The sequence below is a fragment of the Aureimonas pseudogalii genome, assembly GCF_014196835.1.
In the GTDB taxonomy this organism is placed as follows: domain Bacteria; phylum Pseudomonadota; class Alphaproteobacteria; order Rhizobiales; family Rhizobiaceae; genus Aureimonas; species Aureimonas pseudogalii.
Map to the genome: position 1 here is coordinate 143828 of NZ_JACIEK010000008.1, position 21973 is coordinate 165800.

The following is a 21973-nucleotide window of genomic DNA, read 5'->3' on the forward strand; positions in this document are numbered from 1 at the left end:
GCGAGATGGGGCGTGCCGGCTTCGCGCACAGGGGATGGACTGCGCTGCGGGGACGCACTTGAACCCGGTCAAACGCGCCGCATCTGCCGCCTTGAAAGCAGGGAGGTCGGTGTGCGCAGTGTGATTGTAGGGGCCCATGGCGGCATCGGCGAGGCAACGGCCCGGCGGCTGGCCGCGGCGGGGCACGAGCTCGTGCTGACCGCTCGTTCGGCGACGTCGATCGAAGCTCTGGCCGCGGAGACCGGCGCTTGCGTGGTGGAACTCGACGTCGAGACCGGCAACGACTGGGATCGTCTGACCGAAGCCGCCGAGAGCCAGCTCGACGGATTGGTCTATGCGGCCGGCACCATCACGCTGAAGCCGATCGGGCGTCTCTCTGACGACGATTTCCTGCGTGATTTCAGGATCAACGCGCTGGGCGCTGCGAAAGCCGTTCAATCATGTTTGCCGGCACTGACGGCATCCGACGCCGGGTCGATCGTCCTTTTCTCGACGGTCGCCGTGGATCAGGGCTTCGCGGCCCACAGTTCGATCGCCATGGCGAAGGGAGCCGTCGTCGGGCTGATGCGATCGCTCGCAGCCGAACTCGCACCCGGCATCCGCGTCAACGCGATCGCGCCGTCGCTGATCGACAGCCCGCTCGGCCGCTCGGTGGCGCCGAACGAGAAGATCGCCGAGGCTGTCGCCAAGCTCCACCCGGTCCCGCGCCTCGGGCAACCCGATGAGATTGCGGCCATGGTAGCGTTCCTGCTGTCGCCGGAAGCCGGTTGGATCACAGGCCAGACGATCGGGATCGACGGCGGGCGCTCGACGCTGCGGACCGGGCGAAGTTGAGTCCGACGTGAAGCTCCGTCTCGTTCTCGGCGACCAGCTCAGCCGATCTCTTTCGAGCCTTCGCGATCTGAAGCCCGGTGATGTCGTGCTCATGGCGGAGGTCCATGACGAGGCGACCTATGTTCGCCACCACAAGCGCAAGATCGCCTTCCTCTTCGCCGCCATGCGCCACTTCGCCGACGACCTCGCCAAGTCGGGCGTCCATGTCGACTACGTGAAGCTCGACGACGAAGGCAACAGTGGCAGCTTTACGGGCGAGTTGCAGCGGGCGTTGGGCCGTTATGCGGTCGAGGCCATCGTCGTCACCGAGGCCGGCGAATGGCGGGTCATGGAAATGATGCGCCAATGGGAGGCCGAGTTCGGCGTACCCTGCGAGATCCGGCCCGACGATCGGTTTCTCGCCACGCACGAGGCGTTCGATCAATGGGCTGGGCGTTCGAAGACGCTGCGCATGGAGTTCTTCTACCGGGAGATGCGCAAGCGTTCGGGCTATCTGATGACGCCTCTCGGCGAACCCGTGGGCGGGCGATGGAACTACGACGAGGAGAACCGGGAGCCGCTGCCGGCCGGTGTGGAAGCACCGCCGCGGCCTCACTACGCGGTGGATGCCACCACCGCCGAGGTGATCGCTCTCGTCGAGCGACGGTTCGGCAATCACTTCGGCAGCCTGGACGAGTTCGACTATCCGGTGACGCGCCGGCAGGCGCTGCACTATCTGCGCTGGTTCGTGGCCGAAGCACTGCCGAAGTTCGGCACCTTTCAGGACGCCATGCGGCAGGGCCAGCCGCTGCTGTTCCATTCGCATCTTTCGGCGCTCATCAATTGCGGCCTGCTCGACCCGCGCGAATGCTGCGACATGGCCGAAGCCGCGTATCGCGACGATGCGGTTCCGCTGAATGCGGCGGAGGGGTTCATTCGGCAGATCATCGGCTGGCGGGAGTTCATCCGCGGCGTCTACTGGCGTGAGATGCCCGATTACGGCGAACGCAACCTGCTGAACGCCACGCGCAAGCTGCCAGACTTCTTCTGGACCGGGCAGACCGATCTCAACTGCCTGCACCAGTCGATCGCGGAGACGCAGGCCAACGCCTACGCCCATCACATCCAGCGCCTGATGGTGCTCGGGAATTTTTGCCTTCTCGCAGGCTTCGATCCGAAGGAGGTGCAGGAATGGTACCTCGTCGTCTATCACGACGCCTACGAATGGGTGGAGATGCCGAACGTCGTCGGCATGATCCTCTATGCCGACGGAGGACTGTTCGCCTCCAAGCCCTATGCGGCCTCGGGCAACTACATCAACAAGATGTCCGATTATTGCGGCAAATGCGTCTACGACGTGAAGAAGCGGCAGGGCGAGGGCGCCTGCCCGTTCAACTACCTGTATTGGGACTTTGTAGCCCGCAATCGAAACCGCATGGCGCGCAATCCGCGAACGAGCCGCAGCGTGGCGACGCTCGACCGGATGGCGCCGGAAAAGGTCGAGGCGGCGCAGGCGGACTCTCGCCGGTTTCTCGACGCACTGACCGCGACTGGCGACTATTGAGGCAGGGTTACGGAGCGTGCAAGTCACCCGCAACCCGTTAGGATCTCGTTAACCAATGGAGCGCAGGCTGATCGTCGTGCCGCTCGTTCGGCTCGTCAGAGGACAGGAGCCGACATGCCGTCCGTTCGCGTTTCCGACCCGCAATTTCAGAAGATGCTTGCCGGCTACGGCGTGACCTTCGCCGAGATCCTCTACCGCCTGCCGGATCATCCGGCGCTGCTGCAGACATTCTCATGGCAGTTCGACGACATCGCCCCGCGCTATCCGCGGCTCAAGCGCTTCCTCGATCATTGGGAACGCGAGGTCGAGGCGGACATCCATTCGGTGCGGATCATGCATCAGGGATTGATCAAGCCGCAGGAGATCCGCTTCGTCCGGGAGCTCGGGCATCTCCACTGAGCGACCCCGGTCTCAGATCAGCCGGAGCGCCTTCAGGCTCGTGTGTCCGTTGCGCCCGATGATGACATGGTCGTGGACGGCGATGCCGAGCGGCCCGGCGATCTCGATGATGGACTGCGTGACCTCGACGTCGCTGCGCGAGGGCTGCGTGTCGCCGGAGGGATGATTGTGGACGAGCACGACGGCGGTGGCCGAAAGCTCGATCGCGCGCCGGACCACCTCGCGTGGATAGACCGGCGTATGATCCACGGTTCCGGTTTGCTGCACCTCGTCGGCGATCAGGGCGTTGCGCTTGTCGAGAAACAGGATGCGGAACTGCTCTCGCGTCTCATGCGCCATCGCCGCATGGCAATAGGCGATGACTGCCGACCACGAGGACAGGATCTCGCGTCCGAGCACCCCGCTCTGCAGCGAACGCTGGTGAACGGCCACCACGATGTGGAAGTCGAGAGCCGACGAGCGGCCCATGCCCTCCACCTCCCGAAGGAGATGGAGAGGCGCGTTGAGAACGTCGGAGAGCGTCCCGAACCGTTTGAGCAACGCCTTGGCGAGGGGCTTCACGTCGCGGCGCGGGATGGTTCGGAATAGGAGAAGCTCGAGAAGCTCGTAGTCGGCCAAGGCGATGGCGCCTACATCGGCGAAGCGAGCCCGCAGCCGATCGCGATGGCCGTCGTGATGCGCCGGCTCCGCCGGCTCGCGCTTCGTCGCCTTGGGCTTGACGGGGCTTGCGTATTCGAGCGCGTACTCGCCCTTCAGGAGCGGCAGGGGCGCTTCGCTCAGACCCTTGGGTTTGTCGGCCATGCCAGTCTCAGGCCTGCATCGAGGTCCAGGTTTCAGCAGCGAAACCGGGCATGTCGAGGCCGCCCGGCGACAGCGTGAAGACCTCGCAGCCGCCTTCCGTCACCCCGACCGTGTGCTCGTACTGCGCGGAGAGCGAGCGGTCGCGCGTCACCGCCGTCCAGCCGTCGGCGAGAACCTTCACGTGCGGGCGCCCGATGTTGATCATCGGCTCGATGGTGAAGATCATGCCGGGACGCATCTCGACCCCTTCGCCGCGCCGCCCGTAATGCAGGATGTTGGGCGCGTCGTGGAAGAGCTTGCCGACGCCGTGGCCGCAGAAGTCGCGCACCACCGAGCACCGCTCGCCTTCGGCGTAGTCCTGGATCGCGGCGCCGATGTCGCCGACATGGCCGCCGGGCTTCACCTCGGCGATGCCGAGCAGCAGCGAGCGGTAGGTGATCTCGCAGAGCCGCTCGGCGGCGCGCTTCAGCTTGCCCACCGGGTACATGCGAGAGGAGTCGCCGTAGAAGCCGTCGACCACGAGCGTCACGTCGATATTGACGATGTCGCCCTCGCGCAGTGGCTTGTCGTTGGGAATGCCATGGCACACGACGTGGTTGATGGAGGTGCAGACGCTCTTCATGTAGCCGCGATAGTTCAGGGTCGCGGGCAGGGCGCCGGAATCCATCGCGAACTCGAAGACGAAGCGGTCGATGGCTTCCGTCGTCACACCGGGCATGATCATGCCGGCGAGCCGGTCCAGACAGGTGGCGGTCAACTGGCAGGCGCGGCGCATTCCCTCGAAGGCCGCCTCGTCGTAGAGGCGGATCGAGCCGGTGTTGCGCAGCGGGTTGGCTTCGGCTTCGAGGTAGATCGTCATGCGGAGAACGGGCGCTTCCAGTGCGGGTCGAGCGGATCGACGTGTCCTCGTGATGTCGCACCGAATCCAAGCATCTTCAACCCCTTGGCGCTCAGCTGCGGACGTAGCTGCCGGGTGCGTCTTCGATGGGTTGCAGGTGGCCACCGCCGGGCTCGCGTGCCTCGACGCGCTCGCTCGATTGCGCCTCGATCCAGCCCTGCCAATGGGGCCACCAGGAGCCCTTGGTCTCCTCTGCCTTCGTCCACCAATCCTCGAAGGAGAGGTCGCCTGAGGGCGGTGCGCCCGTCCAGAACTGATACTTGCCGCGCGCCGGCGGGTTGACAACGCCGGCGATGTGGCCCGAACCGGACACGACGTAGGTGACATCCGAGCCGAAGGCCCGGCTGCCCTCGTAGACGCTGAGGGCCGGCGCGATGTGATCTTCGCGGGTGGCGAGGTTGTAGACGGGAATCGTCACCTCGGAGAGGTCGATGCGCGTGCCGCCGATGTCCATCAGGCCGCGCGAGAGACGGTTCTCCAGATAGCAGTTGCGCAGGTAGAAGAGGTGGTTGGCTTTGGCCATGCGGGTGGCGTCGGCATTCCAGAACAGGAGGTCGAAGGGCAGCGGCTCGCGCCCCTTCAGGTAGTTGTTGACGAAGTAGGGCCAGATCAGGTCGCCCGAGCGCAGGAGGTTGAAGGCCGCCGCCATGCGCGTGCCTTCGAGGTAGCCACGCTCCATCGCCTTCTCGATCTCGCCGAGCTGCTCCTCGTCGACGAACACCTTGAGATCGCCGGCGTGCTTGAAGTCGATCTGCGTCGTGAGGAAGGTGGCCGCCTGGACGCGCTCGTCGCCCCGCTGCCGGAGATAGGAGAGCGAGGCGGCGAGAAGGGTGCCGCCGACGCAATAGCCGATGGCGTTCACCTCGCGTTCGCCGGTCGCCGCCTCGATCGTGTCGAGGCCGAAGACGAGGCCTTCGTCGATATAGTCCTGCCAGGTCTTGTCGGCGTGGCGCGCGTCCGGGTTCACCCACGAGACGACGAAGACCGTGTGGCCCTGCTCCACCAGCCAGCGGATCAGCGACTTCTCGGGATTGAGGTCGAGAATATAGAAGCGGTTGATCCAGGGCGGCGAGATGAGGATCGGGCGCTTGAAGACAGTGTCCGTGGCCGGCGCGTACTGGACGATCTGGCAGAGGTCGTTTTGCGCGACCACCTTGCCGGGCGTCAGCGCGAGGTTCTCGCCGAGCGCGAACTTCGTCGCATCGGACTGACGAAGCTTCAGCGTGCCGTCGCCGCGGCTCATATCTTCGGCGAACATCTTCATGCCGCGGACGAGATTCTCGCCGTTCTGCTCCAGCGTCTCGCGGAAGAGTTCGGGGTTGGTCAACACGAAGTTCGAGGGCGACAGCGCATTGGCGATCTGGCGGACGTAGAACGCCGCCTTCTGGCGGGTATGCGGATCGAGCCCGTCGGCATCGTCCACCAGGGTCTGCGCCCAGTCCGACGTGAGCACGTAGGCCTCGCGCAGGAAGCCGAAGAACAGGTTCTTCGTCCATTCCTCATGCGTGAAACGCTTGTCGGCGACGGGCGTGGGAACGGCGGAGACCTCGCCCGGAGAGTTCATGCGGTGCAGCGATCGGGTCCAGATGCCGACGAAGCCGGCCATCAGCTTCGTCTGCGCCTCGAAGGCGCGGCGCGGATCGCCGATCCAGTATTCGCCGACCTTCGACAGCGTGGTGACGACGTCGCCGTAGCTGATCGGCCCGTCGTCGATCTCGCCGCGTTCGCGCGGTTCGACCCAGGCGGAAGCGGCCTTGCCGAGATGCTCGAGCATATGGGCCATGTTGCGCGTGAACGCCTCGGGATCGCGCACGGCGTAGTCCGAGAAGACCGGCGGCTCGCTCGTTTCCGGGCGCGGCTGGGATTGCGACATGACCATCTCCTCCTGAACCTCAGAAAGCACGAAAGCGCCCTCGCGATCACCCCGCAAACGCCGGCCGGCCTGTCTTTCGTCGCCGCGGCGCAGCATCGAGGGCGCGCACGTTGCCCCCATTCCAAAGACCGGGACATTCCGGTATGGAGAAGCGGTTTGGGGAAGGCGTGCGCATGACGGGATCGAGAACGTTGGGACTGACGGCTCTTGCGGTCGTGCTGGGCGTTCCCTTGTCGGCCTGCCAGGCGCTTCTGCCGCGGGACGACACGCCGCGCATCTTGCCGAGCCTCGCGGCGCTGCCCGACGCCGGGGCCTCGGCCCAGCGCCTCGACGCGAACGGCTATCCGCTGCTCGGCGCCAAGCCGAGGGCCGCCACGGCGCAGGTGGCCGACGACGAGGTGACGGCGACTCAGTCGCGCTACGCCAATGTCGAGCGGCGCTCGAACGGGGCCGGCGACGCGACCTATACGCGGCAGGTTCGCGAGCTCGAGGGCGTGGCCGCGGCGCAGCAGGCGAAGGGCGAGGCGATCGTCGCCGCCAACGCGGCGGCCGAGACCGAAGCCGCCGCGGCGCGAGCCGCTGCCAGCAGCCGGGCGCAATAGAGCGCCGCCGATCCGCAAGGGTCGCTGCACCCGGTCCGAGCGGACGCTCTCACGAAGAGCCCAAGGCAGGCTGGCATCGTGCCGCGCCGCCATCGTTCCGTTCGCATCCCTTGAAAGCCGTCCGCGATGACCGAAGAGTTCCATAAAGTCCGCCGCCTCCCGCCCTACGTCTTCGAAGAGGTGAACAAAAAGAAGGCCGCCGCCCGCGCCCGCGGCGTCGACATCATCGACCTCGGCATGGGCAATCCCGACCTACCGACGCCGAGCTTCGTGGTCGACAAGCTGTGCGAGGCGATCCGCGATCCGCGCACGCATCGCTATTCGGCGTCGAAGGGCATTGCCGGGCTTCGGCGAGCACAGGCCGCCTATTACGAGCGGCGCTTCAACGTGAAGCTCAACCCGGACACCCAGGTCGTGGCGACGCTCGGCTCGAAGGAGGGCTTCGCCAACATGGCGCAGGCCATCACCGCGCCCGGCGACGTCGTGCTCTGCCCGAACCCGACCTATCCGATCCACGCCTTCGGCTTTCTGATGGCGGGCGGCACGATCCGCTCGATCCCCGCCAAGCCCGACGAGGATTTCCTGCGCGCCATCGACCGGGCAGTGCGCCATTCGATCCCGAAGCCGATCGCGATCATCTTGAACTACCCGTCGAACCCGACGGCCTACGAAGCCGATCTCGACTTCTACAGGGAAGTCGTCAAGTTCGCGCGCGAGAACGAGATCATGATCCTCTCGGATCTCGCCTATTCCGAGATCTATTTCGACGGATCGCCGCCGCCCTCGGTGCTCGAAGTGCCCGGCGCGATGGACGTCACCGTCGAATTCACCTCGATGTCGAAGACCTTCTCGATGCCGGGCTGGCGCGTCGGTTTCGCGGTGGGCAACGAGCGGCTGATCGCGGCGCTCGCGCGCGTGAAATCCTATCTCGACTACGGCGCCTTCACGCCGATCCAGGTTGCGGCCACGGCCGCCCTCAACGCCGGCGACGCGGCGGTTGAGGAGGTGCGCTCGGTCTATCGCCATCGCCGCGACGTGATGGTGGAATCGTTCGGCCGCGCCGGCTTCGAGGTGCCCCCGCCGTCCTCGACCATGTTCGCCTGGACGCTGATCCCCGAGCGGTTCCGCTACATGGGGTCGCTGGAGTTCTCCAAGCTCCTCATCGAAAAGGCGGACGTTGCCGTGGCGCCCGGCATCGGCTTTGGCGAGTACGGCGACGATTACGTGCGCATCGCGCTGGTGGAGAACGAGCATCGGCTTCGGCAAGCAGGTCGCAACATCAAGCGCTTCCTTGCGTCGGGCAACGATCCCGTTCAAAAGGCGTCGCTTGCCGGCGTTGCCCGGTAGACGAACCCTCTCGCGAGTCGCCCCGACCGCTCAAGCTTCGAGGATTTCCATGGATCGCCCGATGCGCCTCGGCCTGGCCGGGCTTGGAACGGTGGGGGCATCGCTCGCCCGTCTTCTGACAACGAAACGGGACGCCTACGCGTTGCGCGCCGGGCGTCCGATCGAGATCGTGGCCGTCTCGGTGCGCGACCGGTCCAAGGATCGGGGTGTCGATCTGTCGGCGGTCGAGTGGTTCGACGATCCGGTGGCGTTGGCCACCCGCGGCGAGATCGATTTGTTCGTCGAACTCGTCGGCGGTTCGCAAGGGGCTGCACTCGACAGCGTGAAGGCCGCGCTGAACCGCGGCATTCCGGTGGTCACCGCCAACAAGGCGCTGCTCGCCCATCACGGCGTGCAACTCGCCAAGCTGGCGCAGCGCAAGGGCACCACGATCTTCTTCGAGGCGGCGGCGGCCGGCGGCATCCCGATCATCAAGACGATGCGCGAGGCGCTGCGCGGCAACGACGTCAGCCGCGTCTACGGTATCCTCAACGGCACCTGCAACTACATGCTGACGCGTATGGAGAAGGAGGGCATCGCCTTCGAGGACTGCCTCGCCGACGCACAGCGGCTCGGCTATGCCGAGGCCGATCCAACCTTCGACATCGGCGGGTTCGACGCCGCCCACAAGCTGGCGCTGCTCACCTCGCTCGCCTTCGGCTGCGAGATCGATCTCGAATCGATCTTCATCGAAGGGATCTCGTCGGTGACGAACGAGGACATCGAGGCGGCGGCCGAGCTCGGCTACCGCGTCAAGCTGCTGGCCGTCGCGCAGCGTACGGAAACCGGCATCGAGCAGCGGGTGCACCCGACCATGATTCCCGCGCATTCGGCGCTGGCGCAGGTGGACGGCGTGACGAACGCGGTCGCGGTGGACACCGATCTTCTGGGCTCCATCCTGCTCGTCGGGCCCGGAGCCGGCGGAAACGCCACCGCCTCCGCCGTGCTGTCGGATATCATCGACGCCGCGAATGGCGTGACGATGCCGACCTTCGCGGTCGATCCCGCCAACCTCGTTCCCTATCGCAAGGCGCGGATGCGCGCGCATGAAGGCGGCTACTACATTCGCCTGAGCGTGCTCGACCGGGTGGGGGCGTTCGCCTCCATCGCCCGGCGCATGGCCGAGAACGCGATCTCGCTGGAGTCCATCGTGCAACGCAAGCGCGAAGGCGAGGGCGACCGCGAGACCGCGCCCGTCATCCTCATCACCCACGAGACCACCGAGGCGGCCGTGCGCAAGGCGCTCGACGCCGTGTCGCGCGACGGGCACCTGAAGGGCGAGCCGCGGATGATTCGCATCGAGGCGCTGGACTAGCCGCCGCTTCGGTCGGCTCGCGTCCGCGTGGGCGCTGTTGCCTTCGACGCGCCGGACGGACATATCAGCCCAGAGCGGGGGATCGGGCGACATGGCGGGACTGATGGACGAAGGCGCTGAATCGCTCGATCGCGTTCTGTCGATCGAAATCGCGCGGGTGACCGAGCGCGCCGCCGTGGCCGCCGCCATGCTGCGCGGGCGCGGCGACGAGAAGGCCGCGGACCAGGCGGCTGTCGACGCCATGCGCATCGAACTCGGCTCTCTCGCGATCAGCGGCACCATCGTCATCGGCGAGGGCGAGCGCGACCAGGCCCCCATGCTCTTCATTGGCGAGGAGGTCGGTGCCGGCGGTCTGCCGGTGGACATCGCGCTCGATCCGCTGGAGGGCACGACGATCTGTGCCAAGAACCTGCCGAACGCGCTGACGGTGATCGCCGTCGCGACGAAAGGCAGCCTGCTCAACGCCCCCGACGTCTACATGGAGAAGATCGCGGTCGGCCCCGGCTATCCCGACGAAGTCGTGAGCCTCGATCGCACCCCGCGCCAGAACATCGAGGCGCTCGCCGCCGCCAAGGGCGTGCCGGTGGGCCAGATCACCGCCTGCATCCTCGACCGGCCGAGGCATGCCAAGTTGATCGAGGACATCCGTGCCACCGGTGCCGCGATCCGCCTGATCGGCGATGGCGACGTCGCGGGCGTCATCCACACGACCGATCCCGACGAGACCGGCATCGACATCTACATGGGCATCGGCGGCGCGCCCGAAGGCGTGCTGGCCGCAGCGGCGCTTCGCTGCATGGGTGGCCAGATGCAGGGACGCCTTCAGCTCAACACCGTCGAGAAGAGGATCCGGGCGGAGAAGATGGGCCTCATGCATCCCGACCGGATCTATCGCCTCCACGACATGGCGGCCGGCGACGTCGTGTTCGCGGCGACCGGCGTCACCGACGGCAACCTGCTCGACGGCGTGCGGATCTACGCCAACCGGATCGAGACGCATACGCTCGTCATGCGCGCTCAATCCCGCACGGTGCGCGACATCCGCGCCCGGCACTACGATCTCGCGAAGTTCGGGCTCTGAGCGCAGGTCCAGGCGCGAACCCATGATGCCATCCCACCGCACGTTTCTGGGCGTCGAGCGATCGGCGGGCGGCCGGCGTTGGGTACATGCGCTCGACGCGCGCGCGGAAGGCGTGGCCAACCAGATCGCGCGGGAGCACGACATCCCCGACCTCGTGGCGCGCGTGCTAGCGGGGCGCGGCGTCGAAGCGGCGGATGCGCTTGCCTTCCTCGCGCCGCGCATCCGCGACCTCATGCCCGATCCCTCCACGCTGACGGACATGGACGCCGCCGCAGTGCGGTTGGCCGACGCGGTGGAGCGGGGTGAGCGCGTCGCGATCTTCGGCGACTACGACGTCGATGGCGCGGCGTCGTCCGCTCTGCTGCATCGATACCTGCGAGCCTTCGGCATTCACGCGCCGATCCGCATTCCCGATCGCATCAGCGAAGGGTACGGCCCCAATCCGCAGGCGATGCGCGATCTCGCCGATGACGGCGCGTCGCTGATCGTTACCGTCGATTGCGGAACGTCGAGTTTCGAGGCGCTGGAGGCGGCCCAGGCGATCGGGGTGGACGTCTTGGTGCTCGACCACCATCAGACGGGGGTCCGGCTGCCGCCGGCGTTGGCCCTCGTGAACCCCAACCGGCAGGACGATTTGTCCGGGCAGGGCCATCTCTGCGCTGCCGGCGTGGTGTTTCTCACACTCGCGGCGGTCTCGCGCGAGCTGCGCCGGCGTGGCCGCCCCGCCGACTCCTTGCCGGACATTCGGCGCGACCTCGACATCGTCGCTTTGGCGACCGTCTGCGACGTCGTGCCGCTCGTCGGCTTCAACCGCGCGCTGGTGGTGCAGGGGCTGCTGCGGATGCGGTCGCTGGAGAATGTCGGCCTCAAGGCGCTGGCGGAGATCGCGCGTCTGGCGGGGCCGATCGACACGTTCCATCTCGGCTTTCTGCTCGGGCCCCGCATCAACGCCGGCGGACGGATCGGCGAGGCGCATCTCGGCAGTCGGCTGCTGACCATCGAGGACGACGTCGAGGCGCGGGCGCTGGCCGAACAGCTCCATCTCCTGAACGCCGAGCGGCAGGCGATGGAGAAGGAGATGCTCGACGAGGCCGAGCGGGAGGTGCTGGCCGAGATCGGCAGCGGCGATGGGCCGCCCGTGCTCGTGGTCGCCCGTGCCAACTGGCACCCCGGCATCGTCGGCCTCATCGCCGCGCGGCTGCGCGAGCGCTTCTCGCGGCCCGCCTTCGCGATCTCCTTCGACGGGGCCGGGCGCGGCGCGGGATCGGGCCGCTCGATTCCCGGCTTCGACATCGGCGCCTTCGTGCGACAGGCGGTGGAGGAGGGCGTCCTTGTGAAAGGCGGGGGCCATGGTATGGCGGCCGGCCTGACCATTCGCCGCGAGGCGCTCGCGGATCTGCGCGCACTGGCGGACGAGCGCGCGCGCGAGACCGTCACTCGTCTGCGGGCGGTCGATATGCTGAAGATCGATGGCGCGGTGAGCGCCATGGCGCTTCGCCCCGAGCTCATCGCCGTCATCGATCAGGCCGGTCCGTTCGGCGCCGGCCATACCGCGCCGATCTTCGCGCTGCCGCGGCATCGGGTCGTTTCCGCGGGCGAAGTGGGAACAGGAGGGCATATCCGGGCGACGTTACGGTCGGCCGATGGCACCGATGCCTCGGCCATCGCCTTCCGCGCCGCAGGGTCACCAGTCGGCGACGCCCTTCTCAAGGGGCGCGACCATCTCGTGCATGTGGCCGGATCGCTTTCGATCGACCGATATCAGGGGCGTGAGAAGGTCTCGGTTCGCATCCTCGACGTCGCATCGGCCGATCTCTGATCGAACGCAACGATCACCGGCTAACACCGCGTAAATGGCCGTCAAGCATCCATTTGCGCGGCAGAACTTCGTATCCGAAGCTCGAACAAGGCCGATGCTCGTTTAGATAAAATTTGAAAGGAGTGGTACGCCCAAGGAGAATCGAACTCCTCTCTCCACCGTGAAAGGGTGGCGTCCTAACCGATAGACGATGGGCGCGGACAAGTGCGTCTATAGGGTGAGTCGCTCTGCGACGCAACCCGGTTTTTGCCGGCTCAGCCGCTGTCTTTGACAGCTGCGAAACGCCGCGTCCGGCAGGGCCAGTTCCAGTCGCGAGTCGGGCCAGAATCGATATGGATCGCCGCCGTGTGGCAGTAGGTTCCGACACCGCCGCGCTGAGGCAGGGCCCGCACATATTGGGCGACTGCCCGCCCATCGACACCGGGAACGTGAAGATCCGCCGCCTTGCAGGCCATGTGCATCGACGCTTTTGCCCCGTTGACGCGGCGATTGTGCGCGGGCGAGCGGAAGCCGGACGTGATTACGACCTTCTTCTTGAAACGACCCTCGATCTGGCTGATCAACGCCATCAAATTGGAGTCGAAACAGTTGGTGACGATATCCTCGCGCTGGATGAGCAGACCGCTCGGAGCCAGCCGCGCGATGCCTGACAGCGACGCCATCTGGTAGCTGCCGCCGATGTCGTCCATGAGGTCCGAATCGACGCTGGCGCGCTGGCCGATCTCGAAGAGAGATTTCGGATCGACGCCCGGAAGGGCGTTGCCGCCCGCTTCGGTCGGTGACCCCTGCGTCTGCAGCACAACGACGCGGCGGCTCTTGCCTGCATCGGCATTCCTCAACGGTGTCTTCGTCTCCGACTGCGTGAAGAGCGACGCATAGAGCGAGTTTTCCGACTCCTTGCCGCCGCGCGCCGGAGTGGCGTAGGCGGCGACGGCCGGCGCCGAGGTTCGGGTCAGGAGGGCGGTCGGCTTGATCCCGCCGGTCGCTTCGGCGTCGGCCGCCGCTCCGGCCCCATCCTTCCCGTCGATCGCGGCAAGGCGCGTCGCGGTCTGCGACCGCACGAGCGCGGCGATCTCATCATCGGGCTTGGACGCAGGCTGCTTTTCGATCGTGGCAGCGGCCACAGGCGCGTCGGTGGTCGAAGAGGCTGATGCCGAAGACACGGTCTCAACAGACGCATCCCCAGCAGCAGCCAATGCGGAGGAGGGTGCGGCCGGCGAACTCGCAGGGTGCGTTGGCGCAAAACCGAAGGACTGCGACTCGTCCACCGCGGAAACGCAGCCACCCAGCAGCGGCGCGATCACGGCGCAAACGGCCATCGCGGCGCCATGCGGAAGACGGCGCGATCGCGCGTTCACAGAATTTCGTCCGGCCAAACGGTCGCCCACCCTCTCGGCGCCGCATTCCGGCGCGTGCAAGGACGATCTCCACGTCGAGCGGATCGCCTTGCTTCTGTCCCTGCCGAACCTTCCGGTCCCCATCCGACGCCACTGGCAAGCTTCGGCAAGATTACGAATTGTTCATGACTGTGGCACGGATGAGGCGCCGCGTCGAATCCTCTACCAGGAGCCGGTGTTCTCCATCGAAATCCAAGGCTCGGACGAAGCCTTTGCCTCACCGCGCTGCAGGATCTCGATCGAAATATTGTCGGGCGACTTCACGAAAGCCATCCGTCCGTCACGCGGCGGACGGTTGATGGTGACGCCCTTGTCCATCAGCGACCGGCATGTCTCGTAGATGTCGTCGACCTCGTAGGCGAGGTGTCCGAAATTGCGGCCCGACCCGTAGTCTTCCGGGTCCCAATTGTGGGTCAGTTCGAGCAGCGGCGCCGCCTCGCTGCGCCCGGTCTCGACATCTTTCGACGCCGCCAGAAAGATCAGTGTGAACCGACCGGCCTGGCTCTCGGTCCGCCGAACCTCGACCATTCCCATCTTGCCGCAATAGAAGTCGAGCGAGGCGTCGACGTCCTGGATCCGAACCATCGTATGAAGGTAACGCATGGAACTCATTTCTCCCCGTTGATGCCGCCAAGCTAGAGCGGGCGATGGGGTCGCCAAGTCGACCGAAAGGTCGGGACGATGCCTTGTGCCATCGGGAGATGTCGCGAAGCTTGCGGTGTGAACGTAGGCGACCCATGGCTTTCTCGGCGGATTTGGCAGAAAGTGATGCTTCGAGGATTCACAAACCCAATCGGTCTTCTATTCTGAGAACATCGGTGATCGATCGACGGGACTGACAGAGCGTGCGAACGAAATCACTTCCTGAAGGGCATGCGCCATTGGTTCGACCGATTGGCGTTTCGTTCCTTGCGTCGACCAGGGTCTCGGTTATTCGATGAGTGATCGCACGCACACGGATCTGGCAGCGGCGGCGAGCGACCCGCTCGATTTCGATCTCGACATGGTGTCCGGCCACATCAAGTGGTTCGATGTCGCGAAAGGCTTCGGCTTCATCGTGCCCGACGATGGCTCGGGTGACATTCTTCTTCACGTCACCTGTCTACGACGCGACGGTTTCTCAACCGTGCTCGAAGGCGCTCGCATCGTCTGCGAAGTGCAGCGAGGCGAGCGGGGGCTGCAGGCGTTCCGTGTCGTGTCGATGGATCAGTCCACCGCCGTCCATCCGGCCCAGCAGGGTGCGGCAAAGACCCACGTTCACGTGGTGCCGACCAGCGATCTCGAGACCGCGACGGTGAAGTGGTTCAACCGAACCAAAGGCTACGGCTTCATCTCTCGTGGCGACGGAACGGAAGACATCTTCGTCCACATGGAAACGCTGCGTCGCTTCGGCATGACGGAGTTGAGGCCGGGGCAGGAGGTGCTCGTCCGGTTCGGCAACGGTTCGAAGGGGCTGATGGCGGCGGAAATCCATCCGGCCGAAGGGCCCTCCCACGCGGGAACGCACTGAATGCTCGCCGCCTTTCGGCAGAATCGCGCGGTCATCCTGATCGTGATCGCGCTGGTCGCGGTCGGCACCTTCGTCTTCACGTCGAAATCGTCGGGCTCGAATGCCATGCTGGTCACAGCGACCGGACGCCACCCGATCGACGTCGAGATCGCGGATACGCCCGAGACGCGCGAGATCGGGCTGATGAACCGCGACCGGATGGATGCCGACAGCGGCATGCTGTTCGACTTCGACGTTTCACGCGACGTGACGATGTGGATGAAGAATACGCTGATCCCGCTCGACATGCTGTTCATGGACCATCGGGGTTTCGTCGTGCGTATCGCCGCGAACGCTCAACCCCTCTCTCTCTCGCTGATCCCGTCGAACGCGCCTATTCAATATGTTCTCGAGCTCAGCGGGGGCGCGGCGGCCCGCTATGGCGCCAAGGTCGGCGATCACCTCGAGCATCCCATCATCACCCGACCGAACACGCCCTGAAGCTTCGAGTTTATGGGTTGCATCGTCGGGACTTGCGCCGCTTGGCCCTTGACCCGCATTGGGTTGCCGGGCATACCGCACGGGTCCCGTCCGGGATATGTTCGGAGCGTAGCGCAGTCTGGTAGCGCATCTGGTTTGGGACCAGAGGGTCGCAGGTTCGAATCCTGCCGCTCCGACCAAAGACCGGACCATCCGACATCGGCAGGCGCAGTTCGGAGATCTGACAGATGGTGGCTCGTATCTATCGTCCAGCTCGCACGGCGATGCAGTCCGGCAAGGGCAAGACCAAGGAATGGCTCTTCTCCTACGAGCCTGCCGAGCCGAAGAGCATCGACCCGCTGATGGGCTACACGTCCTCAGGTGACATGCGCGCCCAGGTTCGTCTATCCTTCGAGACCAAGGAGCAGGCGATCGAATATGCCGAGCGAAACGGCATCGCCTATCGCGTCGAGGAACAGGTCGACTCCACCCGCCCGCGCGTCTCCTATTCCGACAATTTCCGCTACGACCGCCAGCAGCCCTGGACCCACTGACCATCAGTCAGCACGCCGTCTTCCGCCTGACAGATCCGGCCCCGTAGCTCAGAGGATAGAGCACCGGCCTTCTAAGCCGATGGTCGCAGGTTCGAATCCTGCCGGGGTCGCCACCTATTTCCTAAGGCGTTGTTCTAGAACCGATTTTTTCGCTGCTTCCTGCGTCGGATGCGAAGGGTGAGATGGCGCTGTGAGGGCAGCCTGTGCGCGAACGTCTCGGCAGCCCGTTCGTCGCCGTCCATCGGTCTGTCGGTGCAGACGAAGACGTGGTGTCGGAATGCGGCCGGCGATGAAGACGCGGCCTGAGGAGGGGCGTGCAAACTGGGCCCATTCCACGCGTCGGTTTGAACTTCTCTCGATTCTGTCGGGCGCCTAATTGAGAAGCCGGCGGTATTGAAGGAAGCCGGAGCGGTCGGCAATGCGATCGTAGAGTTGCATCGCATCCTGGTTCGTCTCGTGTGTCAGCCAGTAGACGCGCGACGCCTCGGCGCGGCAAGCCTCTTCGTAGACGTGTTCGATCAGTCGGCGACCGATGCTGTGCCCGCGCATGTCGGACTCGACGAAGAGGTCCTGCAGGTAGCAGTAGTCGCCGCTCGTCCAGGTCGAGCGGTGAAAGAGGAAGTGGACAAGTCCGACCGGACGGCCGTCGTGCATGGCCAGCGCCGCAAACATCGGCTCGGCCGGATCGAGCAGGCGTTCGAAGGTCCGGCGCGTCACCGCCGGTTCGATCTCGACCTTATAGAACGCTTGGTAGCCGCTCCAGAGCCGCTGCCATTCGGTCTGGTCTGCAGCCTCGATCGGTCGGATCATCGGTTCGCTCCTCATGTGGCGGGTCCGTAGGACTTTGCAGCCCGGCGCTCAGGTGCGGTGCCGAACGCTTGGCCGCGAAGAGCTAATGTCGTACTGCGTTCTCGAGAGCATCGGCGAGCCTGCTGGCGTCGCGGCGCGCGGCAAGCGCCGTTTCCATCGTCACCGACTCGAAGCGTACGGCCTGATGGGGCTGGAACTGACCGATCAGGTCCATGTCGGCCGAGATCACCGTGCCGAGCATGAAATAGCCGCCGCCCGATACGGCGTCGCGGTGCAGGACGATCGGCTCCATGCCACCGGGCACCTGCACCGAGCCGTAGGGATAGCAGCTGTCGACGATGTTCGACGGGTCCGAACCCGCGCCGAAGGGCTGCTCGCGCGGTTCAAACTCCAGCTTGCGCCCACCGCGGAACCTATAGCCGATGCGGTCAGCCTCGGGGGCGACCTTCCACTCGTCCTCGAAGAACGTGCCTTTCGATCCTTCCGTGACGCGGTGCCAGTAGAGGCCCGGCAGCACGCGCAGGGTTTGCGAGGCGCCGATCGGGCGGCGCAGGGCCTCTGCCACGCTCGCACCCTCATGCCCCGCGCCGGTCGGCTTGCCGAGCGCCAGCGTGTCGCCGGCCTTCAACGGGCGACCCTCGAAGCCGCCGAGACCGCCGAGCGCATAGGTGGAGCGCGAACCCAAGACGAGCGGCACGTCGATGCCGCCGGAAATGGCGATGTAGGCACGCGCGCCAGCCTTGAGGAAGCCGAAGGAGAGAACCTGGCCCGCCTTCACCGGAAAGGCCATCCAACCCGGCTGCTCTACGCCGTCGACCTTCGGTGGCATCGCGGCGCCGGTGACCGCGACGAGCGCATCCACCCCGAAGCGGATCTCTGGCCCCATGAACACCGCCTCGAGAGCGGCCGCCCCAGCTTCGTTGCCGACGAGGCGGTTGGCGGCGACGAGCGCGTGGCGGTCCATCGCGCCGGAGATCGGCAGGCCGAGATGGTAGTAGCCGGGACGCCCGAGATCCTGAACCTGCGTCGAGAGGCCGGGCTTCAGGATCTCGATCGTGGCCGTGGTGGAAGCGCTCATGGCATCACCTTGAGGATCGAGGCGTTCGTGCCGTCGGGGTCGGCGAGGAAATCGGCGAGCGAGAAGCATACGTCGCGCATCGCCGGTTCGAACCGGCCGCCATCGACCGCTTCCACCGCCGCGTCGTAGCCTTCGCGATCGACCCGGCGGAACTGCACGATGTCGCCGGGCCGGAAGAGGATCATGAAGTCACGGAGATAGCTGACCTTCTGGGCGGGATCGTAGATCGGCATCGGCGTGATGCCGAACATCTGGTAGCCGCCGGCGCCGCGCACCGAGTAGATGCAGCCGAAGCAGCCGCCGTGGCCGACCGTCAGGCGCGGCGTATCGGTGCGGGGGCGCAGGTACTTCGGCACCTCGATCTGCCGCTTGCGATCCACCATCTGGTACATGAACGGCAGTCCCGCGACGAAGCCGACCATCGAGACGAACCATGGCGCGCCCGAATGCGCCTTGATGAAGGCCTCGAAATCGCCGAAGCCGTTGATGCGGGCGGCGTAGTCGAGGTCGGTTCCGGCGGGCTCCTGATGGCGCTCGCGAAAGCGCATCAGGGTCTCGCGGGTCCACGGATCGTCGTAGAAGACGGGCACCTCGATGACGCGGGTCGAGATGACCGTGTCGATGGTCTCGGCGCCCGCCTCGAAGCTCTTCAACTCCGCCATCAGGTCGTCCGGCGCGATCACGTCGGGGTCGAACTTGATCTGGAATGAGGCGTTGGACGGGCAGATCTCGGTCACGCCCCGGATGCGGCTCTCGCGCACCGCATTGGTCATCGACAGGCTCTTGAAGAAGGCCGGGAGGGACATCTCCTCGTTGACCTCGACGAAGATGTGCTCGTCGCCGCCGAAGGAATAGCGCGTCGTCATCGTCCGGTCTCCGTATCCGTCAGTGTGGGAAGCGGCCGTTCCTCGAGCCAGCGCGTGTGGAAGCGACCGGCCTGCACGTCCGCGTCGCGGGCGAGCGCCCGATGCAACCCGGCCGTCGTGGCGATGCCTTCGATGCGCAATTCGCCGAGCGCCCGGTCGAGACGGGCGATGGCGCCCATCCGCGTGTCGTCCCAGACGATGAGCTTGCCAATGAGCGAATCGTAGAAGGGCGGCACCGCGTAGCCGGTATGCAGCATCGTGTCGAAGCGCACGCCCATGCCGCCGGGAATGCGGAGCGCCGTGACCGTGCCGGGGCAGGGGCGGAAGTCGAGCGCGGGATCCTCCGCGTTGATGCGCACCTCGATCGCGTGGCCGCGCATCGCGATCTCGTCCTGGCGCACCGAGAGCGGCGCGCCGCCGGCGACGCGGATCATCTCGCGAACGAGATCGAAGCCGGTGATCATCTCGGTGACGGGATGCTCGACCTGGATGCGCGTGTTCATCTCGATGAAGTGGAAGTCGCCGCGCGTCTCGTTGTAGAGATATTCGAGCGTACCGGCGCCCCGATAGCCGACGCTTCTCGCCAGTTCCACCGCAGAGCGGCAGAGGGCTTCGCGCGTCTCGGGCGAAAGACAGGCTGCCGGCGCCTCTTCCCAGATCTTCTGGCGGCGACGCTGCAGCGAGCACTCGCGCTCGAAAAAGTGCACGACGTCGGTGCCGTCTCCCATCACCTGCACTTCGACGTGCCGGGCGCGGGCAATGAAACGTTCGAGATAGAGGCCGCCGTCGCCGAAGGCCGCCTTCGCTTCGGCGCTGGCCGGGCCGAACTGCGCGCGGAGCTCTTCGGCATCCGCGGCGACGCGAATGCCGCGCCCGCCGCCGCCGGCCGCCGCCTTGATCATCACGGGATAGCCGATGCGCTCGGCTTCCTCGGTGGCCTCGTCGATTCCGGCGATGACGCCGGCGCTGCCGGGCACCACGGGAACGCCGGCGGCCTGCGCGATCTCTCGCGCCCTGGCCTTGTCGCCCATGGCGCGGATCGTCTCCGGCTTCGGTCCGACGAAGATCAGGCCCGCGGACTCGACGGCCTCGGCGAAGCCGGCGTTCTCCGACAGGAAGCCGTAGCCGGGGTGGACAGCGTCGCAGCCCGACGCGAGGGCCGCCTTCAGCATGGCATCGACGGAAAGGTAGGATTTCGAGGCGTGGGCGGGGCCGACCTCGGCGACCTCGTCGGCCAGATGTGCCGCCAGCATGTCGCGATCGGCAGCGCTCACCGCCTGCACCGTCGCGATGCCGAGTTCACGGGCCGCGCGGATGATCCGCACGGCGATCTCGCCGCGATTGGCGATGAAGAGCTTGGCGATCGCCATCGTCAGGCGTCGAGATCGAGAAGCGGCTGGCCTGCCATCACCGCGTCCTCGTTCTCGACATGGAAGGCCTTCAGGATGCCGGCTTCTTCCGCCACGACGGGCGTGAAGCTCTTCATCACCTCGATGAGCCCGACCGTGTCGCCGACGGCGACGGTGTCGCCCTCCGACTTGAACACCGGCTCGCCGGGCGAGGGCGAGCGATAGAACGTTCCGGGAAGGGGGGCCATGATCGTGACGACCGGCATCGCTGAATTCTCCTGAACGGACCGAGGTGACGGGAGAGTTGCAAAGCCGGTTCGCCGTGTAAAATCGCAAATCGGAATTGGAGCCATCTGAAAAATCGATAGTATCGACGCGAAGTCTTGGTCAAAGGACGCGCCGTGTCGATCTCGCTCAAGCAGATGCGCTATTTCGTGGCGGCCGCCGAGACCGGACGGATCGGGCAAGCGGCGGTCGAGCTCAACGTCTCGCAATCGGCTGTGACGGCGGCGATTCAGCAGCTGGAGGGCGGATTGGGGCTGAAGCTCCTCGACCGCACGCCGGTCGGCGTTTCGGTGACGCTCGAGGGTGGGCGGTTCCTGCAGCAGGCGCGCGATATCCTGGCCGCCGTCGCGGAGGCCACGCGCCGTTCGCGCGTCTCGCCGCTGGAGGTCGACGGGTCGCTGCGCGTCGGCGTCACCTATACGGTCGCAGGCTACTTCCTGCCGCGCCATCTCATGCGCTTTGCGGCGACCTTTCCCCATGTCGCGATCGATCTCTTCGAGGCGCCGCGGACCGTGATCGAACAGGCGCTGGCAGATGGGGCGCTCGACATGGCGGTGCTGCTCGTCTCCAATCTTCGCGGTTCGGCGCCGATCGCCTTCGAGACCTTGACACGCTCGCGCCGCCGCCTCTGGCTGGCGCCCGGCCATGCGCTGGCGCGACTGGACCGCCTCGGCCTCGCAGACGTGGCCGGCCACCCCTACGTCATGCTGACGGTGGACGAGGCGAAATCGACGACCCTGCGTTACTGGGATGCGGCGGGAGCGGCCCCCAACGTGCTGTTTCGCACCTCCTCGGTCGAAGCCGTGCGATCGATGGTGGCCGGCGGCATGGGCGTGACGATCCTGTCCGACATGGTCTATCGGCCGTGGTCGCTCGACGGGCAGCGGATCGAGACGCGGCTTCTCAGAGAGGATATCCCGACCATGGACGTCGGCCTCGCCTGGGCTCGGGACGCCGCGCTGACGCTGCCCGCGGAAGCCTTCCGCGACTTCCTGCGGTTCGCTTTGACCGGGGTGGGGCACCAACGCCCGGATGAGCGCTCAATGCAGCCATCGATTTTGTCGATGACGGCGGCCAGTTAAAGTCATTTGACGCTCCTTCTCCCGCCCTTCAG

Annotated in this window: 22 protein-coding genes and 3 tRNA genes; 14 read left to right on the plus strand and 11 right to left on the minus strand. The window is 66.0% G+C overall.

The genetic code is table 11. The features are described from left to right. The first annotated feature begins 12 nt into the window (after positions 1–12). From GGR04_RS15085 to GGR04_RS15095, 3 genes are all read left to right on the plus strand, one after another. Positions 13–834 (plus strand): SDR family NAD(P)-dependent oxidoreductase, encoded by an 822-nt coding sequence (locus GGR04_RS15085; RefSeq protein WP_312857465.1) that lies wholly within the window; start codon positions 13–15, stop codon positions 832–834. 7 nt (positions 835–841) lie between these two features. Beyond that, on the plus strand, positions 842–2377 hold the full coding sequence (locus GGR04_RS15090) for a cryptochrome/photolyase family protein (RefSeq protein WP_183200754.1): 1536 nt from the start codon (positions 842–844) through the stop codon (positions 2375–2377). A 114-nt stretch (positions 2378–2491) separates the two neighbouring features. Continuing rightward, positions 2492–2776, plus strand: a complete 285-nt coding sequence (locus tag GGR04_RS15095; protein ID WP_183200755.1) for an usg protein — start codon at positions 2492–2494, stop codon at positions 2774–2776. Between the two features lie 12 nt (positions 2777–2788). Here the strand turns inward: GGR04_RS15095 and radC are convergent, their stop codons facing one another. The 3 genes from radC to phaC form a co-directional block, all read right to left on the minus strand. Then, complete coding sequence (radC, locus tag GGR04_RS15100) at positions 2789–3577, minus strand: RadC family protein (protein ID WP_183200756.1); 789 nt, start codon at positions 3575–3577, stop codon at positions 2789–2791. A 7-nt stretch (positions 3578–3584) separates the two neighbouring features. Further along, a complete protein-coding gene (gene map, locus GGR04_RS15105) occupies positions 3585–4436 on the minus strand; it encodes a type I methionyl aminopeptidase (protein WP_183200757.1) in 852 nt (283 codons plus the stop codon). 91 nt (positions 4437–4527) lie between these two features. After that, positions 4528–6348: a class I poly(R)-hydroxyalkanoic acid synthase gene (gene phaC / locus GGR04_RS15110; RefSeq protein WP_376769863.1), complete on the minus strand. Its 1821-nt coding sequence runs from the start codon at positions 6346–6348 to the stop codon at positions 4528–4530. Between the two features lie 173 nt (positions 6349–6521). Here phaC and GGR04_RS15115 point away from each other — a divergent pair, with 173 nt between their 5' ends. The 5 genes from GGR04_RS15115 to recJ all read left to right on the plus strand — a co-directional run bounded on the left by GGR04_RS15115 (position 6522) and on the right by recJ (position 12551). After that, a complete protein-coding gene (locus GGR04_RS15115; RefSeq protein WP_183200758.1) occupies positions 6522–6950 on the plus strand; it encodes a hypothetical protein in 429 nt (142 codons plus the stop codon). Between the two features lie 126 nt (positions 6951–7076). Next, complete coding sequence (locus GGR04_RS15120; protein ID WP_183200759.1) at positions 7077–8297, plus strand: LL-diaminopimelate aminotransferase; 1221 nt, start codon at positions 7077–7079, stop codon at positions 8295–8297. Between the two features lie 49 nt (positions 8298–8346). Then, the gene (locus GGR04_RS15125) at positions 8347–9651 is read left to right on the plus strand and encodes a homoserine dehydrogenase (RefSeq protein ID WP_183200760.1); all 1305 of its coding nucleotides are present in this window, start codon (positions 8347–8349) and stop codon (positions 9649–9651) included. A gap of 91 nt (positions 9652–9742) precedes the next feature. After that, complete coding sequence (glpX, locus tag GGR04_RS15130; RefSeq protein WP_183200761.1) at positions 9743–10732, plus strand: class II fructose-bisphosphatase; 990 nt, start codon at positions 9743–9745, stop codon at positions 10730–10732. Positions 10733–10754: 22 nt separating this feature from the next. Next, positions 10755–12551 carry a single-stranded-DNA-specific exonuclease RecJ gene (gene recJ / locus GGR04_RS15135; protein WP_183200762.1) on the plus strand — a complete coding sequence of 599 codons (1797 nt, stop codon included), beginning with the start codon at positions 10755–10757 and terminating at the stop codon, positions 12549–12551. A gap of 123 nt (positions 12552–12674) precedes the next feature. Here the strand turns inward: recJ and GGR04_RS15140 are convergent. From GGR04_RS15140 to GGR04_RS15150, 3 genes are all read right to left on the minus strand, one after another. Beyond that, positions 12675–12749: transfer RNA gene (locus tag GGR04_RS15140), tRNA-Glu, on the minus strand. A 56-nt stretch (positions 12750–12805) separates the two neighbouring features. After that, positions 12806–13909, minus strand: a complete 1104-nt coding sequence (locus GGR04_RS24435) for a YcbK family protein (protein ID WP_183200763.1) — start codon at positions 13907–13909, stop codon at positions 12806–12808. Between the two features lie 201 nt (positions 13910–14110). Then, complete coding sequence (locus GGR04_RS15150; RefSeq protein WP_183200764.1) at positions 14111–14551, minus strand: VOC family protein; 441 nt, start codon at positions 14549–14551, stop codon at positions 14111–14113. Positions 14552–14885: 334 nt separating this feature from the next. On the opposite strand from GGR04_RS15150, the gene GGR04_RS15155 reads away from it, so the two are divergent. The 5 genes from GGR04_RS15155 (at position 14886) to GGR04_RS15175 (ending at position 16584) form a co-directional block, all read left to right on the plus strand. Next, positions 14886–15458 carry a cold-shock protein gene (locus tag GGR04_RS15155; RefSeq protein WP_183200765.1) on the plus strand — a complete coding sequence of 191 codons (573 nt, stop codon included), beginning with the start codon at positions 14886–14888 and terminating at the stop codon, positions 15456–15458. Further along, complete coding sequence (locus GGR04_RS15160) at positions 15459–15938, plus strand: DUF192 domain-containing protein (RefSeq protein ID WP_183200766.1); 480 nt, start codon at positions 15459–15461, stop codon at positions 15936–15938. It begins immediately after the preceding gene. Between the two features lie 102 nt (positions 15939–16040). Beyond that, positions 16041–16117: transfer RNA gene (locus GGR04_RS15165), tRNA-Pro, on the plus strand. A gap of 48 nt (positions 16118–16165) precedes the next feature. After that, positions 16166–16471, plus strand: coding sequence for an ETC complex I subunit (locus GGR04_RS15170; protein WP_183200767.1), 306 nt, complete (start codon positions 16166–16168; stop codon positions 16469–16471). 37 nt (positions 16472–16508) lie between these two features. Then, a tRNA-Arg gene (locus GGR04_RS15175) sits at positions 16509–16584 on the plus strand. A gap of 259 nt (positions 16585–16843) precedes the next feature. Here the strand turns inward: GGR04_RS15175 and GGR04_RS15180 are convergent. The 5 genes from GGR04_RS15180 to GGR04_RS15200 form a co-directional block, all read right to left on the minus strand. Then, positions 16844–17281 carry a GNAT family N-acetyltransferase gene (locus GGR04_RS15180; protein ID WP_246393178.1) on the minus strand — a complete coding sequence of 146 codons (438 nt, stop codon included), beginning with the start codon at positions 17279–17281 and terminating at the stop codon, positions 16844–16846. A gap of 82 nt (positions 17282–17363) precedes the next feature. Beyond that, entirely contained in the window at positions 17364–18359 is a 996-nt protein-coding gene (locus GGR04_RS15185; RefSeq protein WP_183200769.1) for a 5-oxoprolinase subunit C family protein, read from the minus strand. Continuing rightward, entirely contained in the window at positions 18356–19225 is an 870-nt protein-coding gene (locus GGR04_RS15190) for a 5-oxoprolinase subunit B family protein (protein WP_183200770.1), read from the minus strand. The genes GGR04_RS15185 and GGR04_RS15190 overlap by 4 nt, the downstream gene beginning before the upstream one ends. Further along, positions 19222–20595 carry an acetyl-CoA carboxylase biotin carboxylase subunit gene (locus GGR04_RS15195; RefSeq protein ID WP_183200771.1) on the minus strand — a complete coding sequence of 458 codons (1374 nt, stop codon included), beginning with the start codon at positions 20593–20595 and terminating at the stop codon, positions 19222–19224. The genes GGR04_RS15190 and GGR04_RS15195 overlap by 4 nt, the downstream gene beginning before the upstream one ends. A 2-nt stretch (positions 20596–20597) precedes the next feature. After that, positions 20598–20840, minus strand: a complete 243-nt coding sequence (locus tag GGR04_RS15200) for an acetyl-CoA carboxylase (protein WP_183200772.1) — start codon at positions 20838–20840, stop codon at positions 20598–20600. 135 nt (positions 20841–20975) lie between these two features. Between GGR04_RS15200 and GGR04_RS15205 the strand changes: the two genes are divergently transcribed. Next, positions 20976–21941: a LysR substrate-binding domain-containing protein gene (locus tag GGR04_RS15205; protein WP_183200773.1), complete on the plus strand. Its 966-nt coding sequence runs from the start codon at positions 20976–20978 to the stop codon at positions 21939–21941. The last annotated feature ends 32 nt before the right edge of the window (positions 21942–21973 follow it).

Excerpts from the sequence above, each read along its gene's own strand:
- GGR04_RS15095 (WP_183200755.1), top strand. The coding sequence starts at position 2,492 with ATGCCGTCCGTTCGCGTTTCCGACCCGCAATTTCAGAAGATGCTTGCC.
- radC (WP_183200756.1), bottom strand. The coding sequence starts at position 3,577 with ATGGCCGACAAACCCAAGGGTCTGAGCGAAGCGCCCCTGCCGCTCCTG.
- map (WP_183200757.1), bottom strand. The coding sequence starts at position 4,436 with ATGACGATCTACCTCGAAGCCGAAGCCAACCCGCTGCGCAACACCGGC.
- phaC (WP_376769863.1), bottom strand. The coding sequence starts at position 6,348 with ATGTCGCAATCCCAGCCGCGCCCGGAAACGAGCGAGCCGCCGGTCTTC.
- GGR04_RS15115 (WP_183200758.1), top strand. The coding sequence starts at position 6,522 with ATGACGGGATCGAGAACGTTGGGACTGACGGCTCTTGCGGTCGTGCTG.
- GGR04_RS15120 (WP_183200759.1), top strand. The coding sequence starts at position 7,077 with ATGACCGAAGAGTTCCATAAAGTCCGCCGCCTCCCGCCCTACGTCTTC.
- GGR04_RS15125 (WP_183200760.1), top strand. The coding sequence starts at position 8,347 with ATGGATCGCCCGATGCGCCTCGGCCTGGCCGGGCTTGGAACGGTGGGG.
- glpX (WP_183200761.1), top strand. The coding sequence starts at position 9,743 with ATGGCGGGACTGATGGACGAAGGCGCTGAATCGCTCGATCGCGTTCTG.
- recJ (WP_183200762.1), top strand. The coding sequence starts at position 10,755 with ATGATGCCATCCCACCGCACGTTTCTGGGCGTCGAGCGATCGGCGGGC.
- GGR04_RS15150 (WP_183200764.1), bottom strand. The coding sequence starts at position 14,551 with ATGCGTTACCTTCATACGATGGTTCGGATCCAGGACGTCGACGCCTCG.
- GGR04_RS15155 (WP_183200765.1), top strand. The coding sequence starts at position 14,886 with ATGAGTGATCGCACGCACACGGATCTGGCAGCGGCGGCGAGCGACCCG.
- GGR04_RS15160 (WP_183200766.1), top strand. The coding sequence starts at position 15,459 with ATGCTCGCCGCCTTTCGGCAGAATCGCGCGGTCATCCTGATCGTGATC.
- GGR04_RS15170 (WP_183200767.1), top strand. The coding sequence starts at position 16,166 with ATGGTGGCTCGTATCTATCGTCCAGCTCGCACGGCGATGCAGTCCGGC.
- GGR04_RS15180 (WP_246393178.1), bottom strand. The coding sequence starts at position 17,281 with ATGATCCGACCGATCGAGGCTGCAGACCAGACCGAATGGCAGCGGCTC.
- GGR04_RS15185 (WP_183200769.1), bottom strand. The coding sequence starts at position 18,359 with ATGAGCGCTTCCACCACGGCCACGATCGAGATCCTGAAGCCCGGCCTC.
- GGR04_RS15190 (WP_183200770.1), bottom strand. The coding sequence starts at position 19,225 with ATGACGACGCGCTATTCCTTCGGCGGCGACGAGCACATCTTCGTCGAG.
- GGR04_RS15195 (WP_183200771.1), bottom strand. The coding sequence starts at position 20,595 with ATGGCGATCGCCAAGCTCTTCATCGCCAATCGCGGCGAGATCGCCGTG.
- GGR04_RS15200 (WP_183200772.1), bottom strand. The coding sequence starts at position 20,840 with ATGCCGGTCGTCACGATCATGGCCCCCCTTCCCGGAACGTTCTATCGC.